Below are 20,855 nucleotides of genomic sequence, written 5' to 3' on the forward strand. Positions count from 1 at the left end.
AGCGTTCGTCCTGAGCCAGGATCAAACTCTCCATTATAGAAGAAATTGATTGCTCAATGTTCTGCTGGCGTCTCGCCATCTTTGAAAGATGCGCGAGTCGCTTTGATCTGGTAACCCTGATCAGTACGTTGCTTCGGCCGTTTTGCGCGGCCGTCGCTTTTCGTTGACGTTTTGCTGTTCAGTTTTCAAGGTTCATGTTTTTCATTTTGTAACGCCGCACTCATTGGCGACTTTTCAATATTACCAGCTTCCAACTTAGAAGTCAATAACAAATTCAAACTTTCTTTTGTGCGTTTCACTTTCGAAAAACACGACATCAATTAGTGTATCACCACTTCATAAGATGTGCAACACTTTATTAATAAAAATTAAATCGACTCAAAACTAAATTAGTTTCGAGTCGATAAATCCTTCTACATAACTATATTGCCATCAATCACGCGGACGCATTTGAGGGAATAAAAGAACATCTCTAATGGAAGCCGAATTAGTCAATAACATTATCAACCGATCAATGCCAATTCCCAGACCACCCGTAGGAGGCATCCCATATTCTAAGGCTTCGATGAAGTCATCATCCATTTCATGTGCTTCATCATTACCTTCAGCCTTCTCGATAAGCTGGGCCTCAAAACGTTGTCGCTGATCAATTGGATCATTCAACTCCGTGAAAGCATTCGCATGTTCACGACGTACGATAAATAACTCAAAGCGATCCGTAAAACGCTCGTCCTCAGGATTTTTCTTCGCTAAAGGAGAAATTTCCACAGGGTGACCATAAACAAAAGTAGGCTGCACAAGTTCCTCTTCTACTTTTTGTTCAAAAAATTCATTTAGAATATGCCCTGTTTCCATAGTAGGTTTTATTTCAACGTTATGTTCTTTGGCCAGTGCCTGCGCTTCTTCTTTTGTAAGCTGCTGCCAGAAATCTACGCCTGTGTATTCTTTTACTGCATCTGCCATATGTAGGCGTCTCCAACCTGGAGCTAAATTGATTTCGTCTTCTCCATATTGAACAGTAGTTGTGCCGAAGACTTCCTGGGCAACGTGTGCGATGAGATTTTCTGTTAAAGCCATAATGTCATTATAATCGGCATAGGCTTCGTATAATTCAAGCATGGTGAATTCCGGATTGTGCCGAGTTGAAATTCCTTCGTTACGGAAAACGCGGCCGATCTCATATACTTTCTCTAATCCCCCGACAATTAATCTCTTCAAATGGAGTTCAATTGCGATACGGATATAAAGCTCCATATCAAGAGCATTATGATGGGTAACAAAAGGACGTGCTGCCGCTCCTCCTGCAATTGAATGCAACATCGGTGTTTCAACCTCTAAGAATCCTTGGTTATCCAAGTAGCGGCGCATTGATTGGATAATACGGCTTCGAAGAATGAACGTTTCTTTGCTGGATTCGCTTGTAATTAAATCCAAATAGCGCTGACGGTAGCGTTGTTCGATATCCTTTAATCCATGGAATTTTTCAGGCAGCGGACGAAGAGCTTTTGTTAAAAAGGCAACTTCTTTCGCTTTAACCGATAATTCACCTACATTTGTTTTGAAGACAGTCCCTCTAACTCCAACAATATCTCCTAAATCTACTGTGTTATATAAGTCGTAAGCTTCATCGCCAATTGCATCTTTGCGAACATAAATTTGAATTTGCCCTTTTAAATCTTGCACATGTGCAAATCCAGCTTTCCCTTTTCCACGTTTCGTCATAATACGGCCAGCAATTACAACTTCATGAGGATTTTCTTCAAGCTCTTCTTTCGACAAGTCTCCATATTGGTTGATGATATCTTCTGAAGAATGAGTTCGTTCGAAACGAGCGCCAAATGGATCTATTCCTTGATCACGGAAAGCTTGCATCTTTTGACGTCTCACCAATATTTGATCATTTAACTCTTCTGACATGTCCTACACTCCTTTATCTATAAAAACCATTCTCGTTCATGTATTTCTCTATTGTACACAATTTCTGTCGGCTCTACATAAAAAAGCTGCCACAAATTTGTGACAGCTCGTCCATCTAATTAAACTGCACTGCTCACAGCTTCACGCTCAGTCAATTCTGCCGCAAAAATGCGTCGACTCCGTCGTAGGATTTCCAAAGCTGGACGCCTTGTTGATCCGGATGATAAAAATCTTCCAGAGACGGATTCACTTCTAATAAAGGAATCAGAACAAAAGCACGCTCATGCATCCGTGGATGCGGAATGATTAGCCTCTCTGTTTTCATATTGTCTTGATTATATAGCAAAATGTCAAGGTCTATTGTTCGGGGGCCCCATCGTACAAGTCGTTCACGATGCAGTTGCTGTTCGATTTCCTGGCATACATCCAATAATTCAAATGCAGATAACGACGTACGGACATGGATAACCATGTTTAAGAATGGATCTTGCTCGGTAAAGCCTACAGGTTCCGTTTCATATAGAGAAGAAATTGCCGCCACCTCAACGGATGGATGTTCAGACAATAAACGGACGGCTTGCTTCAGCATATTCAAGCGATCTCCCATATTGGATCCTAAAGACAAATAACTTTCGTTCATGCAAATTCTCCTCGCGTCAGTTCGATGGCAACCGACTTGTAATGACCTGGAATTGGCGGATCAGGTTTAATCAGTTGCACACGAACACCTTTCACAAGCGAAAACTGAGTTAAGAGGCGAGCCGCCACTTCTTCAGCGACTGCTTCCACTAGTTTTTTCGGCTCTCCTTCAACAATTGCCCTACACGCTTCGTATACTTCTCCGTAATGGACAGTGTGCTTTAAGTCATCGGTTTCACCGGCCATTTTCAAATCGACCGCTAATGAAACAGTCATACGGAAACGCTGGCCAAGTTTTGTCTCTTCAGGAAATACCCCGTGGTAACCATAGAACTCCATATCATTTACATGAATAAAATCCATTACTCCACCCCTTTATATACTTGCTTGCCTGTTAAAACATCCATCATGCGGATTGCACGACTTGTTTCTTTTACATCATGCACACGAACAATGTGGCAGCCTTTATCTACTCCATAACATACAGTGGCAAGAGACCCTTCTAGCCGTTCATTAACAGGAACGTCGAGTACTTTGCCGATTAGCGACTTCCGCGAAGTGCCGAGGAGAACCGGATAACCTAGCGCCACAAATTGACCTAAGTGCTGCATCATTTCAATATTATGCGAGGACGTTTTTCCGAAGCCAATACCTGGGTCTAACCAAATTTGTTCATGGCTGACGCCTGCCTTTAAAGCAATTTGAATACTGTCATTCATATCCCGCTTAACATCTTCCCAAAAATCCGTGTATGACGTATCGTTACGGTTATGCATTAAGATAATAGGAACATTCCATTTCGCTGCAACTTCAGCAATTTCAGGCTCGTATTTCGCCCCCCAAATATCATTGATGATATGGGCACCAGCTTCCACTGCCGCTTCAGCAACAGCTGCTTTGTACGTATCAATTGAAATTAAAGCATCTACTTCTTTCACTAATGCCTTTATCACGGGAACAATCCGAGAAATTTCTTCTTGGTCAGAAATTAATGTATAACCCGGCCGGGTCGATTCACCGCCTACATCGATGATATCCGCACCATCCGCAACCATTTGCTTGGCATGAGCTACTGCCCGCTCGACAGTTGTATAGCTTCCTCCATCCGAGAAAGAATCTGGCGTGACATTCAAAATGCCCATTATCCATGTTTTTCCATTAAGATCGATTTTCATTATGTACACCATCCATTCTTTAATTCTGCCTGCTTCAAAACTATTTCCCGGGAAATAGTACAGATCTATAACTAGACTGCCTTTATCTTAACGCGTATTGATGGATTATCGCCACAATAAAAGAGCATGCCTTAAGCATGCTCTTTAAAAATACCATTTAGTTGTTTTCTTCAAACTGATAGAGCGGCGTGCTTAGGTAGCGTTCTCCGTTCGAAGGAATGATCGCCAATACTTTTTTGCCTTTCCCAAGACGTTTTGCTACTTGTAATGCAGCATAGATAGCTGCTCCTGATGAAATGCCGCCTAAAATACCTTCTTCACGCGCTGCTTGGCGGGCCGTTTCGAAAGATTGCTCATTTGTTACTTGAATGATTTCATTGTAAATTTCTGTATTCAAGATTTCAGGAACAAAGCCAGCACCAATCCCTTGAATTTTATGAGGGCCAGGCTTCCCTCCAGAAAGCACCGGAGAATCCGTTGGTTCAACAGCGACAATATGGATATCCGGATATTTTTCTTTCAACACTTGTCCGGCTCCTGTAATCGTGCCTCCTGTACCAATTCCAGAAATAAAAGCATCCAGCTGGTCTCCCATCGCTTCTACGATTTCAGGACCTGTAGTCAAACGATGCACTTCTGGGTTTGCTTCATTTTTAAACTGCTGAGGCATGAACCAACCATTTTCAGCAGCCAGTTTCTCAGCGGTTTTAATGGCACCGTTTGGTCCGTTCATTCCGTCCGGTCCTGGAGTCAGCACCAGCTCGGCTCCGTAAGCGCGAAGCAAGTTGCGGCGTTCCGTGCTCATCGTCTCCGGCATGACCAGGACTGATTTATAACCTTTTGCAGCAGCAATCATGGCAAGCCCGATTCCCGTATTTCCGCTAGTAGGTTCGATAATCGTGTCGCCTTCTTTTAAATCTCCCGCTTTTTCAGCAGCTTCTACCATCGCTAAGGCAATACGGTCCTTTACACTGCTTCCAGGATTAAAGTATTCCAATTTCAAATAAACTTCAGCGTCTTCGGCCCCCGTCATACGGTTTAACTTTACGATAGGTGTTTGTCCTATCAAATCAATTACGGAATTTCCAATACGCGCCATTTCTCAACACTCCTAATCCCTAGTAATTTTATCTGTATTATGCTCTCCTCATGGTATCAATGTTCTTTAAACCTTGTCAAATTGTACGAATTATTTAAAAAAGACATTTCCAAAGGAAATGTCTTTTGCTTTTATTCACCATAAAACCATTTTGCATCGAATTCTTTCCAGAAGGCTTCTGGGGTTACAGACTGCGGCAATTGCTCAAGTGCGAGTTCTCGGCTGATATGATTCTTTACTTCTTTGAAAGAAAATTTTTGCCCTTCCGCTTTTTCCGTAACTGAAATGATGGCTTTACGTCCGTCCTTCAATGTAAGAGGACCAGACCAATCGTTTACGCCAACAGAAGCTACTGCTTCAGTGATGGCTGGATCTATAGAGGATTGACCAGCAGAAACATAACCGATATCGCCGCCTAAACTGCCGGAAGCTGTATCAAGAGAGCGTTCGCGTGCGAGCGCTTCAAATGAAGAACCGTTTTCTAACTCTGCGATCGCTTCTTGCGCCTCTTTGTCTGAATCCACTATAATCATGCGTGTTTGATAAGCATCTTTGATGTCATAAAGCGACTGGTTTTGTTTATAAAATTCTTCGATTTTGCTTTCTTCAATGACAATGTCTTTAGTAAGAACTTTTTCCAAAATCAGCTGAGCTTTTACCTTATCCTTCATCCGCTCAGAATCATCTGCATACAAAGCCGTTTCGGTACCGTCCTGCGCCGAGCGAAGCATAGCCAGCTCCAGATCTATTTCTTCTTCACTTACTTTTATATTGTATTCTTTTGCCGCAGTTTCCATTACTTCTTGGTTAACCAATTCAAGCAGCATATCGCGGCCATGTTGTTCTTCCATAGCTGCCATCCACTCTCCCCGAGTGATGGCCTTGCCACTGACGGAAGCGACTTCTTCGCTGCCGCCTGGGCTATTTGGAATCAGCCATGCAATGAACCAAAGAACATTTCCAATCAGTAAAAGGAAGATTAGGAATAACAGTGGACCTGACTTGAGTTTTCTTTTAGGCCGCCCCACATGTGCCGGTGGTGGAGTGGGACGCCGGCGATTATTGTTGGAGCTCATCGATGAACGATTTTAACTCCTCTTTAGAATAACGATAGGTTTCCAAACAGAAATGGCATTGCGCTTCCGCCATTCCATCCTCTTTGATCATTTCTTGAATTTCCTGTTGGCCTAATCCAAGAATTCCATTGGCAAACCGTTCTTTCGAGCAATTGCATTCAAACTTCACCGGCATTGTATCCAAAATCTTAACATTTCCTTTCCCAAGCACTTCCTCCAAAATTTCTTCAGGTGACAAGCCGCGCTGAATCATTTTTGAAACCGGTTCGATATTGGAAAGGCGTTCTTCAATTTTCGAAATGGTTTCGTCATCCGTATCGGGCATTAATTGAACAATAAAACCGCCAGCGGCCAGAATGGAATTGTCCGTGTCTACTAATACACCGAGCCCTACCGAAGAAGGCACTTGTTCAGAAATAGCCAGATAATACGTAAAATCTTCAGCAATTTCTCCTGAGACTATAGGCGTTTGGCCAGTAAAATTATCGCGGAGCCCTAAATCTTTAACGACCGAGAACATCCCTTCAGTTCCCACTGCACGGCGTACATCCAACTTGCCTTTTTCATTTAAATCAAAATGGACCTGCGGATTCGTGACGTATCCCCGTACTCCGCCTCTGGCATTGCTGTCCACCAATATAGCGCCTATAGGTCCGCCACCATCTACTTTGATGGTCACTTTATTGTCTCCTTTTAACATGGCGCCCATCATAACGCCGCCGGTCATAGTTCTCCCCAATGCTGCCGAAGCAGTCGGCCATGTCATATGGCGCGTCTGTGCTTCCGATACAGTCTGAGTCGTATCTACCGCAAAAGCGCGGACGCTGCCGTTAAAGCCTAGTCCTCGCACTAAATAATCTCCCACTTCCATCTTTCCTTTCTTTACGCTTGGTTGCGTTTATAAATTAAATAAAGCCCTTTTAACGTTAAAAATGGATCTACTTTATCGATCACCGATGATTCATTCGCAATCAGCGAAGCCATTCCACCTGTTGCAATGACAGTCGGTTTTTGCCTGCTTTGTGCTTTCATGCGCGACACAATGCCTTCAGCCTGCCCTACATAGCCATAGACAATCCCTGACTGCATAGCAGATACGGTATTTTTTCCAACAACGTTGGCAGGACGGGCAATTTCAATTCGCGGCAGTTTGGAAGCCTTTGTATATAGGGCTTCTGTTGAAATATTGATTCCAGGAGCAATGGCCCCTCCCATGTATTGCCGATGTTCATCAATATAACAATAGGTAGTAGCTGTTCCAAAGTCCACGATAATCAGTGGTGCTCCGTATTCATGGATGGCAGCAACTGCATTGACAATACGGTCTGCTCCTACTTCGCGAGGATTTTCATATTTAATGTTCAACCCAGTTTTAATCCCTGGCCCTACAATCAATGGTTTTACTTGTAAGTATTTTTGGCACATCCGTTCTAACGCAAACATGATGGGCGGAACAACAGATGACATGATAATGCCGTCAATCGAAGCGAAGGTTAATTCGGCATCATTTAAAAGTGCTTTGACCTGCATACCAAATTCATCTTCGGTTTTATGACGATCTGTTTCCAGCCGCCAATGATATAAAAGTTGATCTTGGCCGTAAACACCCAAAACAATATTGGTGTTTCCAACGTCCATTACTAAAATCATGATAGGCCCCTCACTTATTCAGGTTTTTCCAAAATATCATACCATATATCCAAAGAAATAAGAAAAACGGAATGCCCACTTTTAGCTTATGCACTTCGAGAGTCAGGCAAAATAGGCGGGATAATAAAAAAAGTTGCCCATTCCCCAAAGGAAACGGACAACCAAGCTTTTAAATTATTTATTTATGTTCCTCTTGGATCGGGCCTGAAGCACGTCCAGAAGTGGTGCCTTCTTTCGGCAAATCACCTGCTGAAGGATCGTTTGGTGCACCTGTCACATCTGGTGTGACGTCTTTCTTCAAATCAACGCCTTCTTTTTCGAAATCGCCATTTAATGCCTCATATGAACGCTCAGGAAGTGTACCATGCTCTTTCAAGTGAAGAATTTGGCCAGCATCCAATGTTTCAACTTCAAGCAATGTAGTTGCGATCAAATTAAGAAGATCTTTGTTTTTAGTCAAAATTTCTTTTGTACGGATATACTGCTCTTTGATAATGCGTTGAATTTCTTGGTCGATTTCAAACGCAATAGCATCTGAGTAGTTTTGTTCCGAATTGAAGTCGCGGCCCAGGAAGACGTTTCCGCCTTGTGCCTGACCAAACTGAATCGGTCCAATCTTATCACTCATGCCGTATTCTGTAACCATGCTGCGGGCAATTGCTGTTGCACGCTGGAAGTCATTATGGGCACCAGTTGATACTTCGCCGAAAATGATATCTTCCGATACGCGTCCGCCAAGCAAGCCTGAGATTTTATCCAGCAATTCTGGCTTCGTCATAAAGTAACGGTCTTCTTTCGGAAGCATTACCGCATAACCGCCAGCTTGTCCACGCGGAACAATTGTTACTTTATGCACAGTTTCCGCATCATCCAGCATCAAACCGACAACGGTATGACCCGCTTCGTGGAATGCCACGATATTGCGTTCTTTTTTCGAGATGACACGATTCTTTTTCGCAGGACCTGCAATTACCCGGTCTGTTGCTTCATCGATATCGGCCATGTCGATTTTGAGTTTACTGCGACGAGCTGCAACCAGTGCTGCTTCGTTTAATAAGTTTTCCAAATCTGCACCTGAGAATCCAGGTGTGCGCTGAGCAATTGCTTTCATGTCCACTGTTGGATCAAGCGGTTTGTTGCGCGCATGCACTTTTAATACTTCTTCGCGTCCTTTGACATCCGGGCGGCCAACTGTAATCTGACGGTCAAAACGGCCAGGACGTAGAAGGGCAGGATCCAGAATATCCGGACGGTTTGTTGCTGCGATGATGATGACGCCTTCGTTAGCACCGAAACCATCCATTTCAACTAGCAATTGGTTCAATGTCTGTTCACGCTCATCGTGACCGCCGCCAAGTCCAGCTCCACGCTGACGTCCAACTGCATCAATTTCATCGATGAAAATGATACAAGGAGAATTTTTCTTAGCATTTTCGAAAAGGTCACGAACTCGGGAAGCCCCGACTCCGACAAACATCTCAACGAAGTCCGAACCACTGATCGAGAAGAACGGAACGCCTGCTTCACCGGCAACTGCGCGCGCCAGCAAAGTTTTACCAGTACCCGGAGGCCCAACAAGCAAAATACCTTTTGGAATGCGTGCACCGATATCTGCAAATCTGCGCGGGTCTTTTAAGAAATCAACAACTTCCACAAGTTCTTGTTTCTCTTCGTCTGCTCCAGCAACGTCGTTGAAGCGGACTTTGTGTTTTTGATCGTCATACAGCTTCGCTTTACTTTTCCCGAAGTTCATCACCCGGCCGCCACCGCCGCCTTGTGATTGGTTAAGTAAGAAGAAGAAGAGAATGAAGATAATGATGAATGGAATGATCCCCGTGAAGAAAGAAACCCAGCCGCTTGTTTGCGGAGCTTTCAAGTAATCCACGTTGACATCTTGGTTTGTCGCAACTTCATCAATCCGTGTAATCAACGCTTCATTTTCCATTGGAATATTTGTAACAAATGACTCGCCTTCATCATAGCCTGAGAGCTTGCCTGTCACTTCATAAACATTGGCATCTGGCTGGATGGTTACATCAGTAACGGTCCCATCTTCCAATGCCCCCAAAAATTCGTCATATCCTATATTTTCAGTCGGTTGGGCGCTGTTATTGAACGTTCCCAAAATCCCGATAATCACAAGGAAAATCAGTAAATAAAATATGGTGTATCGAAATATTCGATTCATTCCAAGCCTCCTCACAAAGTTTCCCAAAACTATACTAAATACTAACATAGGAACATTTCAGCATACAACGAAAAGGTCTCAGCTTCCCTACTGAATTAACGGTTTGTGAACTTCTGTTGACTATTCTTGATCCTCGCTATACACCGACGGTTTCAAAATTCCAATATAAGGCAAGTTACGGTATTTTTCTGCATAATCCAAGCCATATCCGACAACAAATGCATCCGGAACTTCAAATCCAATATAATCCGCTTTCAAATCCACTTTCCGGCCAGAGGGCTTGTCTAAAAGTGTAACGATTTTAATTGAATTTGCTTTACGGTATTTAAACAGATCCACTAAATAACTAAGTGTCAATCCACTGTCAATAATATCTTCGATAATAAGAAGATCGCGGCCTTCCACGCTTGCATTCAAGTCTTTGATAATTTTTACTTCTCCTGAAGAAACTGTCGCATTGCCATAGCTTGAAACATCCATAAAGTCCATTTCAACATAGCTATCCATGCGCTTCATCAAATCTCCCATAAATGGCATAGCGCCTTTTAATACCCCAATTGCCAACGGGTATTTGTCCTGATAATCACGGGTCAGTATTGCTCCTAGTTCCCGCGCTTTCTCTTGCAGGCGTTCTTCTGAGATTAATATTTCTTCAATGTCTTTCTGTAGCATGGTGGACCTCCTATAATCCTCTTTTTGCGATCTAAACTTTCTGTTCTATCAATACCCAATTATCTTCATCGCGCTTCACACGGCTGAAGAAATTTGACGGACGCAAACCAGGAAGAAACAAAACTTCATCGTTCTCTGTTGCAATGACCGGCCAATCCCTCCTTAAAGGGACAGGTACTTTTTCATCAATCATCAAACGCGCCACTTTTTTTGAACGTTCCATACCCGCAAGCTGGATGCGATCACCCGGCTTGCGGTTTCTTACCAGCATCTTTATCTTTTCAGGTGCAGAAAAATACCAAAATGTACCGCTTTCTTCGAGTTTGGCTTGAGATAAAGGGACTGCTTTGTATCGAAAACCGTTCATTTCCATTGACCATTCATCTGAAACGATCGAAACTTTTTTTACAGCGGCTTCACCAATCGGGTTCCTGCTAAAAAGAACAGAATCGTATTGGCGAACCATCATACAATTTTGCGGCAAATGTAAAAAAACAGTACCGGCTGAACATTGCATCACTTCTTGCACTTGTTCGACCAACTGCCTTGTGATTTCCACTTGCCCTTTATTATATAGATAGTTTAATAGTATTAGAACCATTCTTTTTTGTAAAGCAAGTGCTTCTCGGCTGAAACTTTTAGCTGATAAACGGATGCCGTTTTCCTCAAAATGGGCGACCTGTTTCAATTTTTCTTCGGCCAATTCCAATAAAAATTGCTGATCTTGCTGCATTGTTTCAGCTAATTCGGTAAACTGCTCTGAAATCGTGTTATTTTCCATTTTCAATAATGGCACGATGGTGTGGCGAATCCGGTTTCTTGTATAAACTTTTTCTGCATTACTGGAATCTTCTCTATGCACAATCCGGTTTTCCTTGGCGTATTGCTCAATTTCTTCGCGTGTAACCGCAAGCAACGGACGAATCAATTCACCATTTCCGAACGGACGGCGTACCGGGATACCGAAACTTCCGAACTGCAGTGTCCCTCTTATACCGGACATTAAAATGGTCTCCAGTTGGTCATCTGCATGATGGGCCGTAGCAAATTTGCCAGCTTCAGTCCGCAACAGCATTTCCTCAAAAAAAGCATATCGCTGTTCCCGGCATACTTGTTGCTTATTGCCGCCCTTTGCTTTTAAGATTTCCGGGATGGGTATATCCTGGCTATAGCATGGAATTTGCCATTGCCGGCAAATTTCTTCTGTAAATAAACGGTCTTGGCGTGATTCTTCCCCACGCAGCATGTGGTTGACATGGACCCCATGCACTGAAATGCCTAAATGAGTTTCATTGGTTTTGAGGAAATGCAGCAAAACCAGCGAATCGACTCCTCCAGAACATCCAATAAGCACCCGGTCCCCTGCTACAAGCAAACGATGCTTTTTGATATGCTCCATCATTTTCTTGTAAAACGTCTTCATTTGCACACCTCGTTCAGCTCTTCTTGCACTTATTATATGCTTTATTGAAAATTATTTTCAAATTATAATTGACACTTTATCGGTTCAATAGTATGATTTAAAATGTTCGTTTGAACAGGGCGGCGTAGCTCAGCTGGCTAGAGCGTACGGTTCATACCCGTAAGGTCGGGGGTTCGATCCCCTCTGCCGCCATTCTCAATAGTGATTAAAAGCAGCATCCTTATTTAAGGATGCTGCTTTTTTTATGCAAAAATCCATCGATTTGCCTGCGGTGATGAGCATCGTGTTCTAGCATTCCTTCAAAATAAGAAGCCGCCTTTTTCTCCTGGCCACCGACTGAGAAAGTGGCATTCCACTGCACTTCATCCATTTCTTCAATTGCCTGTCTTAAAAGAGCCCGTTCTCTTTGTGCATGCGCCAATACTTCAGGAAATGTCATTTGAGCTACCGGTTCCACTGCTGCCGCATTGAATGCGTCCACATCAGAAAAAGAATCGACCTTAGCACCTTCCGCCATTTGCGGCAACCGCTTTTCACGAATGAAACGATCCCATTCCCCGAGATGCATGATGATTTGGGCAATCGACCATTTCCCTTCTGATATCGGAGTATGCGCTTCTGCATCGCTTTTTACTGCCGTGTTCAAAGAAGCTAAATAAATTTCATAGTCCTTATACGCTCTTAATACCTGTTCTTTTTTAATGGTCATCACTTCCTTAACATTTTTATAAAAAAAACGCTTCCCAAGTGAGAAGCGTTCTAATTTAAATTGTTAAGCTGTGCTGAAGCATTTTCCTATGCTATTAAAACAGCTAGCAAGTTATCCTCTTCTTGCGCCGCGGCCACCGCGCTTCGATTCTGTTGCACGTTTCAATGAAGTAATGTTTTCTTCACTTTCCTTCAGGAATTTCGCCATTTTCGTTTCAAAATTTTCTTTAGGCGCGCGTTCAAATGAACGGTTATTGCTTGGGCGTGGACGCTGCGGACGATCTGGACGCTGGGGTGCGCCTTCCGGCTGAGGTTTCGCTTTACGGATGGAAAGGCCGATTTTACCGTCAGCTTCTACATTCATCACTTTCACTTCAACCATTTCGCCTACTTTAAGATGATCGTTAATGTCTTTGACATAGTTGTCGGCGACTTCACTAATATGCACGAGGCCAGTTGCACCAGTTGGAAGCTGAACAAACGCTCCGAAATTTGTAATACCTGTAACTTTACCTTCTAACTTGCTGCCTACTTCAATCGACATAAAAAAAATGCTCCTCCTTAAAAATTAAGATGACTCCAATTTGGGCCATGTGCTTATAATAGCGGGACTCTTCCCACTTTTTATTATAACCATCAAAAAAAGAGTGTCAACTGACTACTCTTTTTCCTCACTGTTTTCTTCATTTTTTTCATTATCTTCCGGAACTGTGAAAATAATCTCGCCTTCTTCAGACAAGAAGTATTCTTTGCGTGCCAGTTTCCCAATATATTCATCGTCATTCAACAACAGAATTTGCTCTTGCAGCTGCGCTTGTTCTTTTTCCACTGTCTGAAGTTCAGCCAATGCTTCTTCGCGCCTTTGTTCTTTTTCTGAAATGCTTTGTGTTTGTGCATAAATGGTGGTGCCAATCCAGATGCTCGCCATGACCACAAGAAGTCCAAAGACAGCCAGCCTTCTGAACAAACGAACCTTGTGTGCCTGGTGGCGCTTTTCTTGCAGTTCCACCGAGCGGACATAGTCATTGCGAATTGAAGTGACTTCGCTATTGTCCACCTGTTTTTCTCTCTTCGAATTCATGACCTGTTTCCCCCCTTTGGCATACTTTGTTGTCATTATACATGAAAACTTGCTGGTAAGAAAACCCTAAATCCAATAAGAATCGCCGCAATTTACATTCTTTTGGCTTCTTGCCGTTTAAAACTGTTTAGCTGCAGTTACCAAAATTAATAAAAATACTATTGACTTAATTTTTATGCAGTTTATAATATGAGTTACTATTTAAAAAATCTACATTTCATTAGTTTTATTCAAACTTTTTATTTTGACTCATTAATAAATATACATTAAGAACGCATAAATGAATGGAGTGTGAAATTATGGCAGGATTGTTGTCACTTTCGAGTGGAGAATCATTTAAAGGGAAATGGCACGGTGGCATAACTGGCGTTCAAGGCGAAATTGTATTTTTCACCGGAATGACTGGCTATGAAGAAGTACTGACAGATCCTTCTTACAAAGGGCAGATTATTGTATTCTCGTACCCATTGATTGGCCAATATGGCATTCATTCAGATCATATTCAGTCAGAAAAAATCCAAGCGGCCGGCATTGTAGTGGCGGAATTATACGATGGGCCTGTCGAAAAAGATGCGATGACCTTGGCGGATTTTGCGAAAGATAACGGAATCCCTATTTTAAGTGGTGTCGATACACGGTCCGTCATCCAGACAGTTCGCGAATTCGGGACGATGCAGTCTTTTATCGGCCCCAGTCTTTCTTCCCCTGCTTTCTGGAACCCGGTGAAAACCAATTTCTTCTCTACTGAAATACCGGAGAAAGAAATATCGGTATTAGGCGAGGGTGACATCCATATCGGCTTGATTGATTTTCACTATAAATCTTCTATTTTGGCCGAGCTGCTGAAACGGAATTGCAAAGTGAGCATTATTCCGCATACGGCATCGACCGAAAAATTGGATGCTCTTCAACTAGATGGCTTGCTGTTCTCGAACGGACCTGGTGATCCTGCAGCACTTTCACTTCAGTTTCCTACATACCGCGATTGGGCAGAACGGTACCCGACATTCGGCATTTGCCTTGGCCACCAAGTACTGGCTTCCGCTTTTGGGGCGAAGACGACAAAACTTGCTTACGGACACCGAGGCGCCAATCATCCAGTCGTCAATTTGAAAACAAAAAAGGTCACCATGAGTTCGCAGAACCACAGTTATGTGGTAGAAGATACGAGCATTGAAGAAACGCCGCTCTCCATTCTTTATAAAAATGTCAATGATGGCAGCATTGAAGGGCTCGTGCATCCCTCACTTCCCATCATGACAGTCCAGTTTCATCCAGAGGCAGCTCCAGGGCCTGCCGAGCACTTAGAATTGTTCAATCAGTTTCTCTTAACAACCCAACAGAAAAAGAAGGTGAAAATTCATGCCTAAAAAGCAGGACATAAAAAAAGTGCTGGTCATTGGCTCAGGCGCCATTGTTATCGGCCAAGCAGCTGAATTTGATTATTCCGGCACACAAGCTTGCCTTGCTTTAAAAGAAGAAGGCATCCACGTTGTTTTGGTCAATAACAATCCCGCTACGATCATGACGGATAAAACCGTTTCAGACAAAGTTTATTTTGAACCGCTCACTGTGGAAAGCGTTGCGGCCATTATTGAAAAAGAGCGCCCAGACGGTTTGCTGGCCACAGTCGGCGGCCAAACCGGCTTAAATTTGGCAATGGCCCTTTCTGATTCAGGAATTTTAGCGGAATACAAGGTATCGCTTCTTGGCACCAATATTAAATCGATCAAACAAGCAGAAGACCGCGAACAATTCCGGGCATTGATGAATGAACTTGGCGAGCCTGTTCCGGACAGCGATATTATCTATTCGACTGACAGTGCGTTGGCATTTGCCGCACACGCAGGGTATCCATTGATTGTCCGCCCCGCTTATACATTGGGAGGTTTCGGAGGCGGCATTGCCCAAGACGAAGCAACCTATTTGTCGCTTGTCACGCAAGGGCTCAGCGCTAGCCCGATTAACCAATGCCTGGTCGAAAAAAGCATTGCCGGTTATAAGGAAATTGAATATGAAGTGATGCGGGATGCGAACGGCACGTGCATCACTGTCTGCAATATGGAGAATATGGACCCGGTTGGTGTCCATACAGGCGACTCCATCGTAGTGGCTCCAAGCCAAACGATGAACGACAGAGAATACCATATGCTGCGCACCGCATCAATTAACATTATCGATGCGTTAGGGATTGTTGGAGCGTGTAATGTACAATTTGCTCTTCATCCGGAAACGTCAGCTTATTATTTGATTGAAGTAAACCCGCGGGTCAGCCGTTCTTCAGCGCTCGCTTCTAAAGCAACCGGATATCCGATTGCTAAAATCGCGGCAAAGCTGGCCATCGGCTATACGCTCGATGAATTGAAAAATCCCGTGACTGGCACCACCTTCGCAAGTTTCGAACCTGCTTTGGATTATGTTGTGGTCAAAATCCCGCGCTGGCCGTTTGACCAGTTCCACCAAGCGAACCGCAAGCTTGGAACGCAAATGAAAGCGACCGGAGAAGTGATGGCGATTGAACGCAGCATGGAAGCGGCTTTTCAAAAAGCCATCCGTTCCTTGGATATCCCGTTTGACGGATTCCGCTTGCCTGTTCTTTCCGACATGCCGCAAGCCCAATTGGAAAAACTGGCCATTGAAGCAGACGACCGCCGGCTGTTTGTGTTATTCGAATTATTGATCCGCAGCAAAAGCATTGAAGAGCTGCACAGTATGACCGCCATTGCTCCCTATTTCCTGTTCGTGCTGAAACGTATTGTGGATGAATGGCATAAACTGCGTTTATTGTCATGGAACGACCTGACCCATGAACGCTTGCTAATCGCCAAAACGCTTGGCTTTAGTGATCAGCAACTGGCTGATCTTTGGTCGATTCCAGTTTCTGAAGTATGGGGACAGCGGAAAAGCTGGGGCTTGCTTCCCGCTTATCGCGTGATTGATACCTGTGCAGCAGAATTCCGTTCACAAACGAATTATTTATATTCCACTTGGAAGGGATCTTCTGATGGACGCGCGCTCAATTCTAAAAAAGTGGCAGTAATCGGCTCCGGCCCTATCCGTATCGGCCAAGGGATTGAATTTGATTATTGCTGCGTCCATAGCGTGCTGGCATTGCAAAAGTTCGGCTATGAAGCGGTGATGATCAATAATAATCCTGAAACCGTCAGTACCGATTATGAAATTGCGGATGCCCTGTATTTCGAACCGTTGACAGCGGAAGATATTTTGAATGTGCTGGATTATGAAGGCATTACACAAGTGATCGTTCAATTCGGCGGCCAGACTTCGTTGAATGTGGCGGCCCAGCTGGAAGATGCAGGCATTACCATTCTTGGCTCAACGGTGGAATTGCTGGATCAAATGGAAGACCGAGACCGCTTTTATTCGTTTTTGGAGTCGGTCGGGCTTCCGACTATTCCAAGTTATACAGCAGCAAAATTGGAAGAAGTTCCGCATTATGCAGAGCTGCTGGGCTATCCTATACTCATTCGCCCTTCTTATGTAATTGGCGGCAAAGGGATGACGGTGCTGCATAATGAACAGGATTTGCAGCACTGGCTGGATCATACCAAAATGGCTTTCCCCGTGCTGGTAGATCATTTCGTTACCGGCAAAGAAGTGGAAGCAGATATTTTAACGGACGGTGAAAATGTCTGGGTGTCTGCTATTTTTGAACATATCGAAGGTACGGGCGTCCATTCAGGCGACAGCATTTCCATTACGCCTCCGGTCTCTTTGACGGCTGATGCACTGGAGAAACTGACTGACACCGCCAAGCATATCGCCCGCAATATGGATTACACCGGTTTATTTAATATCCAATTCGTTTATGAGCAAGATCAATTGTTTGTAATGGAGATTAATCCACGGGCATCCCGCACCGTGCCGATCAGTTCGAAAGCAACAGACGTCCCGCTTGTCCAGCTGGCTACCGCATTGATGCTCGGCGTACCATTCAATGAGCTGGGAATCAAAGAGCAGTATAATGGCCAGCCGGATTATACAGTCAAAGCGCCTGTGTTCTCTCATATCAAATTGCCTGGCTTATCACCTGTCCTGTCCCCTGAAATGATGTCGACTGGAGAAGTGATTGGCCAAAGCCCGGATTCCGCCATCGCCATGCAGAAAGCTTTGGACGGCGCATCCCAACAACTGGCCGCTTTGCACGGCGGAGGCACCATCTTTACAACAGAGCTTTCGCTGCCGCTGATTGACCAGGCATTTTGGAAACAGCATGGTTTCACGTTCTGCACGGAAGCCTCCCTGCCTTTTGAACAATGGTTAAAAACTGATCATAAAAAAGCTTATATCGATCTGACACCGGACCCGGATGCTATTCAAGCAGCACAAGCGGCTATCCACCGGCTTCATGTATGGACTCGCCACGAAACCATTGCCGCTTTTCAAGAACATGTCAAGGCCATTCATGGATCAACGAAAGGAGTGCTTGTTAAATGACAATAGCTTTACCATCAGCGCCGCAGCTTGTTCAAAAACATCTTTTATCTTTAAAAGATTACAGTCCCTCGGAAATTCTGGATCTGCTGTCTTTGGCGGCAGAGTTGAAAAAACCGGAAAATAAATACCTTCCTTTATTGGAAGGTAAAGTGCTTGGCATGATTTTTGAAAAATCTTCGACCCGCACACGCGTTTCTTTTGAAGCGGGCATGCTTCAGCTCGGCGGGCACGCGATGCATCTGAGCACACGTGATATTCAAATGGGCCGGGGGGAAAGCATCGCCGATACAGCAAAGGTTTTATCCGGTTATCTCGACGGCATCATGATCCGCACATTCCATCAAGCGACTGTCACAGAACTGGCGGACAATAGCAGCATTCCTGTCATTAATGGCCTGACCGATGATTTCCATCCTTGCCAAGTGCTTGCCGATTTACTTACAGTCCAGGAACATTTCGGAACAGTTGCCGGCAAAAAAATGGCCTATATCGGTGATGCCAATAATATGGCTAACTCGCTGATGATCGGAGCTGCCAAAGTGGGTATGGATATCTCCATTGCTGCTCCTGTCAAATATGCACCGAAAGCTGAAATGGTGGCACTGGCCCAGGAAATTGCCTACCATACCGGCGCCAACATTCACGTAACGACAGATCCTGTTGAAGCTGTAAAAGACTGTGACATCATCTACACGGATGTATGGGCCAGCATGGGGCAGGAAGCTGAAGCACTTGAACGCATGGAACATTTTAAAGGCTTCCAAGTGAACGATGCACTTGCAGCGCATGCGAACGAAAATTACATCTTTATGCATTGCTTGCCGGCACATCGAGAAGAAGAAGTGACAACCAGCATATTAGAAGGCCCTCATTCCGTAGTCTTCCAGGAAGCTGAAAACCGCTTGCATGCACAGAAAGCCTTGCTTGTTGCACTTATGGCTAATTAAATCCATACAGAAAAAGCTGTTCCGGAACATAGACTCCGGAACAGCTTTTTGTTTTTCTCAACGCTCACGCTTCGTCATCGATGAATTCAGGTTCCACTTTATCCAGCTTCTCTTCTTTCAAGATGGTATACATATTGGCGGTTTCTTCTTTTTTTGCATTTTCTTTTAATTGTTCTACCCGTACCGTTACCACTTTTTGGCCAAAACGAATCTGCAGTTCATCGTTTTCTTTTAAGACGGAACTGGCTTTTGCTTTGCCGCCATTCACGGTAATGCGGCCTTGGTCAGCTACTTCTTTTGCCAGCGTACGGCGTTTGATCAATCGTGATACTTTCAAAAATTTATCAAGTCGCATAAGTCAGTCTTCCTTTCTTGCCATTTCTTTGGCTTCATTCCAAAATTGGTCGAGCTGTTCAAGCGAATAATCACTGAAATTGCCGGTTCCTTCCTTCACGCGTTTTTCAACGTGTCGGAAGCGCTGCTGGAATTTGCGGTTGGCATGCACCATTGCTTGTTCCGGCGACAATTCATAGAACCGGGCAATATTCACTAAAGTGAACAGCAAATCGCCGAGTTCATCCAGCTGGCGGTCTGTAGAACCTTTCGCCAATTCCGCTTGAAACTCCTGCAACTCCTCTTGGAATTTCTCCCATGCCCCGTCTGCATCCGACCAGCTAAAACCGACCTTCGCAGCTTTTTTCTGGTAATTATAAGATGTAATCAACGAAGAACTGAAGCGTTCCTGCTCATCTAAGATTGACCCAGCTGCTGGTTTTTCCTGCGCTTTGATGGCTTGCCAGTTTGCCACCACTTCATCGGCATTATCCACTTCCACATCTCCGAATACATGCGGATGGCGGCGGATCATTTTTGAACTCACGGCAGACAGGACATCCTCGAGCTGGAAATAACCATTGTCCTGGCCAATCTGGGCATGGAGGAACACTTGCAGCAACACATCACCAAGCTCTTCGGCAATGGCTGCGTCATCCTGCTCTTCAATCGCCTGAAGAAGCTCATGAGCTTCTTCCAGTAAATAAGGGCGCAGCGACTCATGTGTCTGCTCACGGTCCCATGGACAGCCTTCAGGGCTTCTCAGCTGTGCCACGATGCTGCGGAACGTCTGCCATTCCTTCAAGCGGGTCATTTGGTCTTTTGCCGGCGGCACATAAACCGTCGTTAAGTTATTCACTTCCGCTGCACGGTCGAGCTCATAAAGCGGAACGGTGCGTACGACTTCGTTCGCAGAACCGGCTGCAGTGACAATCGTCACCGGATAATCTTCCGGGTATTTTTCCATCAGCGTCAGCTTTACTTCGGAAGCGCTGAATGAATCATATACTTGGGCGATCAAAATATGCTGGGTCATGTTGACGTGGTCGCTTTTCATTTCCGTTCCGTCAAGAAGCTGAAAGCCTTCGATCGGATCGATGCGCAGCGCACCGAACAAAGCATCCAGAAAACTATGTCCGCCTTCAATCGACAACTGGCACATTCCGGCATTCTCAGCCTGGATCAAATTTTGTACCGTCTGCTCTGCAACAAGCGGATGTCCCGGCACAGCGTAAATGACAGATTGTTCTTTTGCCAGTGCTACCAAGGTATCGGCAATTTCCGCATATACCGGTGCAAACGTATCGTGTTTTTCGTAAACCGCATCAAAAGACGTAAATTCCACGCCTTCTGCTGCCAGTTCTTTTAGCACTGGATGATCTTTGGTACGCACATACAAATTAGCGGCTTGTTTCAGTTTTTTATAAACGCCGAGCGGCAATTGATCTAGATCTCCTGCGCCCAGCCCGATTACATGTATGGTATTCAT

General features: G+C 44.4%; 19 protein-coding genes and 1 tRNA gene. 4 read left to right on the forward strand and 16 right to left on the reverse strand.

Annotation, left to right across the window (positions count from 1 at the left end; all coding sequences use genetic code 11):
• Nucleotides 1–432 precede the first annotated feature (432 nt).
• The 11 genes from lysS to tilS all read right to left on the reverse strand — a co-directional run bounded on the left by lysS (nucleotide 433) and on the right by tilS (nucleotide 11,839).
• The gene (lysS, locus tag AC3AQ9_RS19450; RefSeq protein WP_488309131.1) at nucleotides 433–1,917 is read right to left on the reverse strand and encodes a lysine--tRNA ligase; all 1,485 of its coding nucleotides are present in this window, start codon (nucleotides 1,915–1,917) and stop codon (nucleotides 433–435) included.
• Nucleotides 1,918–2,068: 151 nt separating this feature from the next.
• Nucleotides 2,069–2,557 (reverse strand): 2-amino-4-hydroxy-6-hydroxymethyldihydropteridine diphosphokinase, encoded by a 489-nt coding sequence (gene folK / locus AC3AQ9_RS19455; protein WP_488309132.1) that lies wholly within the window; start codon nucleotides 2,555–2,557, stop codon nucleotides 2,069–2,071.
• Nucleotides 2,554–2,919: a dihydroneopterin aldolase gene (gene folB, locus AC3AQ9_RS19460; RefSeq protein ID WP_488309133.1), complete on the reverse strand. Its 366-nt coding sequence runs from the start codon at nucleotides 2,917–2,919 to the stop codon at nucleotides 2,554–2,556. Before folB ends, folK begins: the two co-directional genes overlap by 4 nt.
• On the reverse strand, nucleotides 2,919–3,731 hold the full coding sequence (gene folP, locus AC3AQ9_RS19465) for a dihydropteroate synthase (protein ID WP_488309134.1): 813 nt from the start codon (nucleotides 3,729–3,731) through the stop codon (nucleotides 2,919–2,921). The genes folB and folP overlap by 1 nt, the downstream gene beginning before the upstream one ends.
• A 157-nt stretch (nucleotides 3,732–3,888) precedes the next feature.
• Complete coding sequence (gene cysK, locus AC3AQ9_RS19470; protein ID WP_488309135.1) at nucleotides 3,889–4,830, reverse strand: cysteine synthase A; 942 nt, start codon at nucleotides 4,828–4,830, stop codon at nucleotides 3,889–3,891.
• 131 nt (nucleotides 4,831–4,961) lie between these two features.
• Entirely contained in the window at nucleotides 4,962–5,690 is a 729-nt protein-coding gene (locus AC3AQ9_RS19475; RefSeq protein WP_488309136.1) for a peptidyl-prolyl cis-trans isomerase, read from the reverse strand.
• Nucleotides 5,691–5,889: 199 nt separating this feature from the next.
• Entirely contained in the window at nucleotides 5,890–6,771 is an 882-nt protein-coding gene (hslO, locus tag AC3AQ9_RS19480) for an Hsp33 family molecular chaperone HslO (RefSeq protein WP_488309137.1), read from the reverse strand.
• Nucleotides 6,772–6,788: 17 nt separating this feature from the next.
• Nucleotides 6,789–7,556 carry a type III pantothenate kinase gene (locus AC3AQ9_RS19485; protein ID WP_488309138.1) on the reverse strand — a complete coding sequence of 256 codons (768 nt, stop codon included), beginning with the start codon at nucleotides 7,554–7,556 and terminating at the stop codon, nucleotides 6,789–6,791.
• Between the two features lie 178 nt (nucleotides 7,557–7,734).
• Nucleotides 7,735–9,744 carry an ATP-dependent zinc metalloprotease FtsH gene (gene ftsH, locus AC3AQ9_RS19490; protein WP_488309139.1) on the reverse strand — a complete coding sequence of 670 codons (2,010 nt, stop codon included), beginning with the start codon at nucleotides 9,742–9,744 and terminating at the stop codon, nucleotides 7,735–7,737.
• Nucleotides 9,745–9,864: 120 nt separating this feature from the next.
• The gene (hpt, locus tag AC3AQ9_RS19495; RefSeq protein ID WP_300990910.1) at nucleotides 9,865–10,416 is read right to left on the reverse strand and encodes a hypoxanthine phosphoribosyltransferase; all 552 of its coding nucleotides are present in this window, start codon (nucleotides 10,414–10,416) and stop codon (nucleotides 9,865–9,867) included.
• A 31-nt stretch (nucleotides 10,417–10,447) separates the two neighbouring features.
• Nucleotides 10,448–11,839 (reverse strand): tRNA lysidine(34) synthetase TilS, encoded by a 1,392-nt coding sequence (gene tilS / locus AC3AQ9_RS19500; protein ID WP_488309140.1) that lies wholly within the window; start codon nucleotides 11,837–11,839, stop codon nucleotides 10,448–10,450.
• Between the two features lie 118 nt (nucleotides 11,840–11,957).
• On the opposite strand from tilS, the gene AC3AQ9_RS19505 reads away from it, so the two are divergent.
• A tRNA-Met gene (locus AC3AQ9_RS19505) sits at nucleotides 11,958–12,031 on the forward strand.
• A gap of 28 nt (nucleotides 12,032–12,059) precedes the next feature.
• On the opposite strand, the gene AC3AQ9_RS19510 is transcribed toward AC3AQ9_RS19505, so the two are convergent.
• From AC3AQ9_RS19510 to AC3AQ9_RS19520, 3 genes are all read right to left on the reverse strand, one after another.
• Nucleotides 12,060–12,548: a DinB family protein gene (locus AC3AQ9_RS19510; RefSeq protein WP_488309141.1), complete on the reverse strand. Its 489-nt coding sequence runs from the start codon at nucleotides 12,546–12,548 to the stop codon at nucleotides 12,060–12,062.
• A gap of 111 nt (nucleotides 12,549–12,659) precedes the next feature.
• A complete protein-coding gene (locus AC3AQ9_RS19515) occupies nucleotides 12,660–13,091 on the reverse strand; it encodes a S1 domain-containing RNA-binding protein (RefSeq protein ID WP_488309142.1) in 432 nt (143 codons plus the stop codon).
• 114 nt (nucleotides 13,092–13,205) lie between these two features.
• Nucleotides 13,206–13,628 (reverse strand): FtsB family cell division protein, encoded by a 423-nt coding sequence (locus AC3AQ9_RS19520; RefSeq protein ID WP_488309143.1) that lies wholly within the window; start codon nucleotides 13,626–13,628, stop codon nucleotides 13,206–13,208.
• Between the two features lie 299 nt (nucleotides 13,629–13,927).
• On the opposite strand from AC3AQ9_RS19520, the gene AC3AQ9_RS19525 reads away from it, so the two are divergent.
• The 3 genes from AC3AQ9_RS19525 to argF are packed head-to-tail and all read left to right on the forward strand — an operon-like array spanning nucleotide 13,928 to nucleotide 19,033.
• Nucleotides 13,928–14,998 carry a carbamoyl phosphate synthase small subunit gene (locus tag AC3AQ9_RS19525; protein ID WP_488309144.1) on the forward strand — a complete coding sequence of 357 codons (1,071 nt, stop codon included), beginning with the start codon at nucleotides 13,928–13,930 and terminating at the stop codon, nucleotides 14,996–14,998.
• Nucleotides 14,991–18,086, forward strand: coding sequence for a carbamoyl-phosphate synthase (glutamine-hydrolyzing) large subunit (gene carB / locus AC3AQ9_RS19530; protein WP_488309145.1), 3,096 nt, complete (start codon nucleotides 14,991–14,993; stop codon nucleotides 18,084–18,086). The genes AC3AQ9_RS19525 and carB overlap by 8 nt, the downstream gene beginning before the upstream one ends.
• Nucleotides 18,083–19,033, forward strand: coding sequence for an ornithine carbamoyltransferase (gene argF / locus AC3AQ9_RS19535; protein ID WP_488309146.1), 951 nt, complete (start codon nucleotides 18,083–18,085; stop codon nucleotides 19,031–19,033). Before carB ends, argF begins: the two co-directional genes overlap by 4 nt.
• A 64-nt stretch (nucleotides 19,034–19,097) precedes the next feature.
• On the opposite strand, the gene AC3AQ9_RS19540 is transcribed toward argF, so the two are convergent.
• Nucleotides 19,098–19,388: an RNA-binding S4 domain-containing protein gene (locus AC3AQ9_RS19540; protein ID WP_488309147.1), complete on the reverse strand. Its 291-nt coding sequence runs from the start codon at nucleotides 19,386–19,388 to the stop codon at nucleotides 19,098–19,100.
• Nucleotides 19,389–19,391: 3 nt separating this feature from the next.
• A complete protein-coding gene (gene yabN, locus AC3AQ9_RS19545; RefSeq protein WP_488309148.1) occupies nucleotides 19,392–20,855 on the reverse strand; it encodes a bifunctional methyltransferase/pyrophosphohydrolase YabN in 1,464 nt (487 codons plus the stop codon).

The sequence above is a fragment of the Planococcus sp. VCh962 genome, assembly GCF_057748275.1.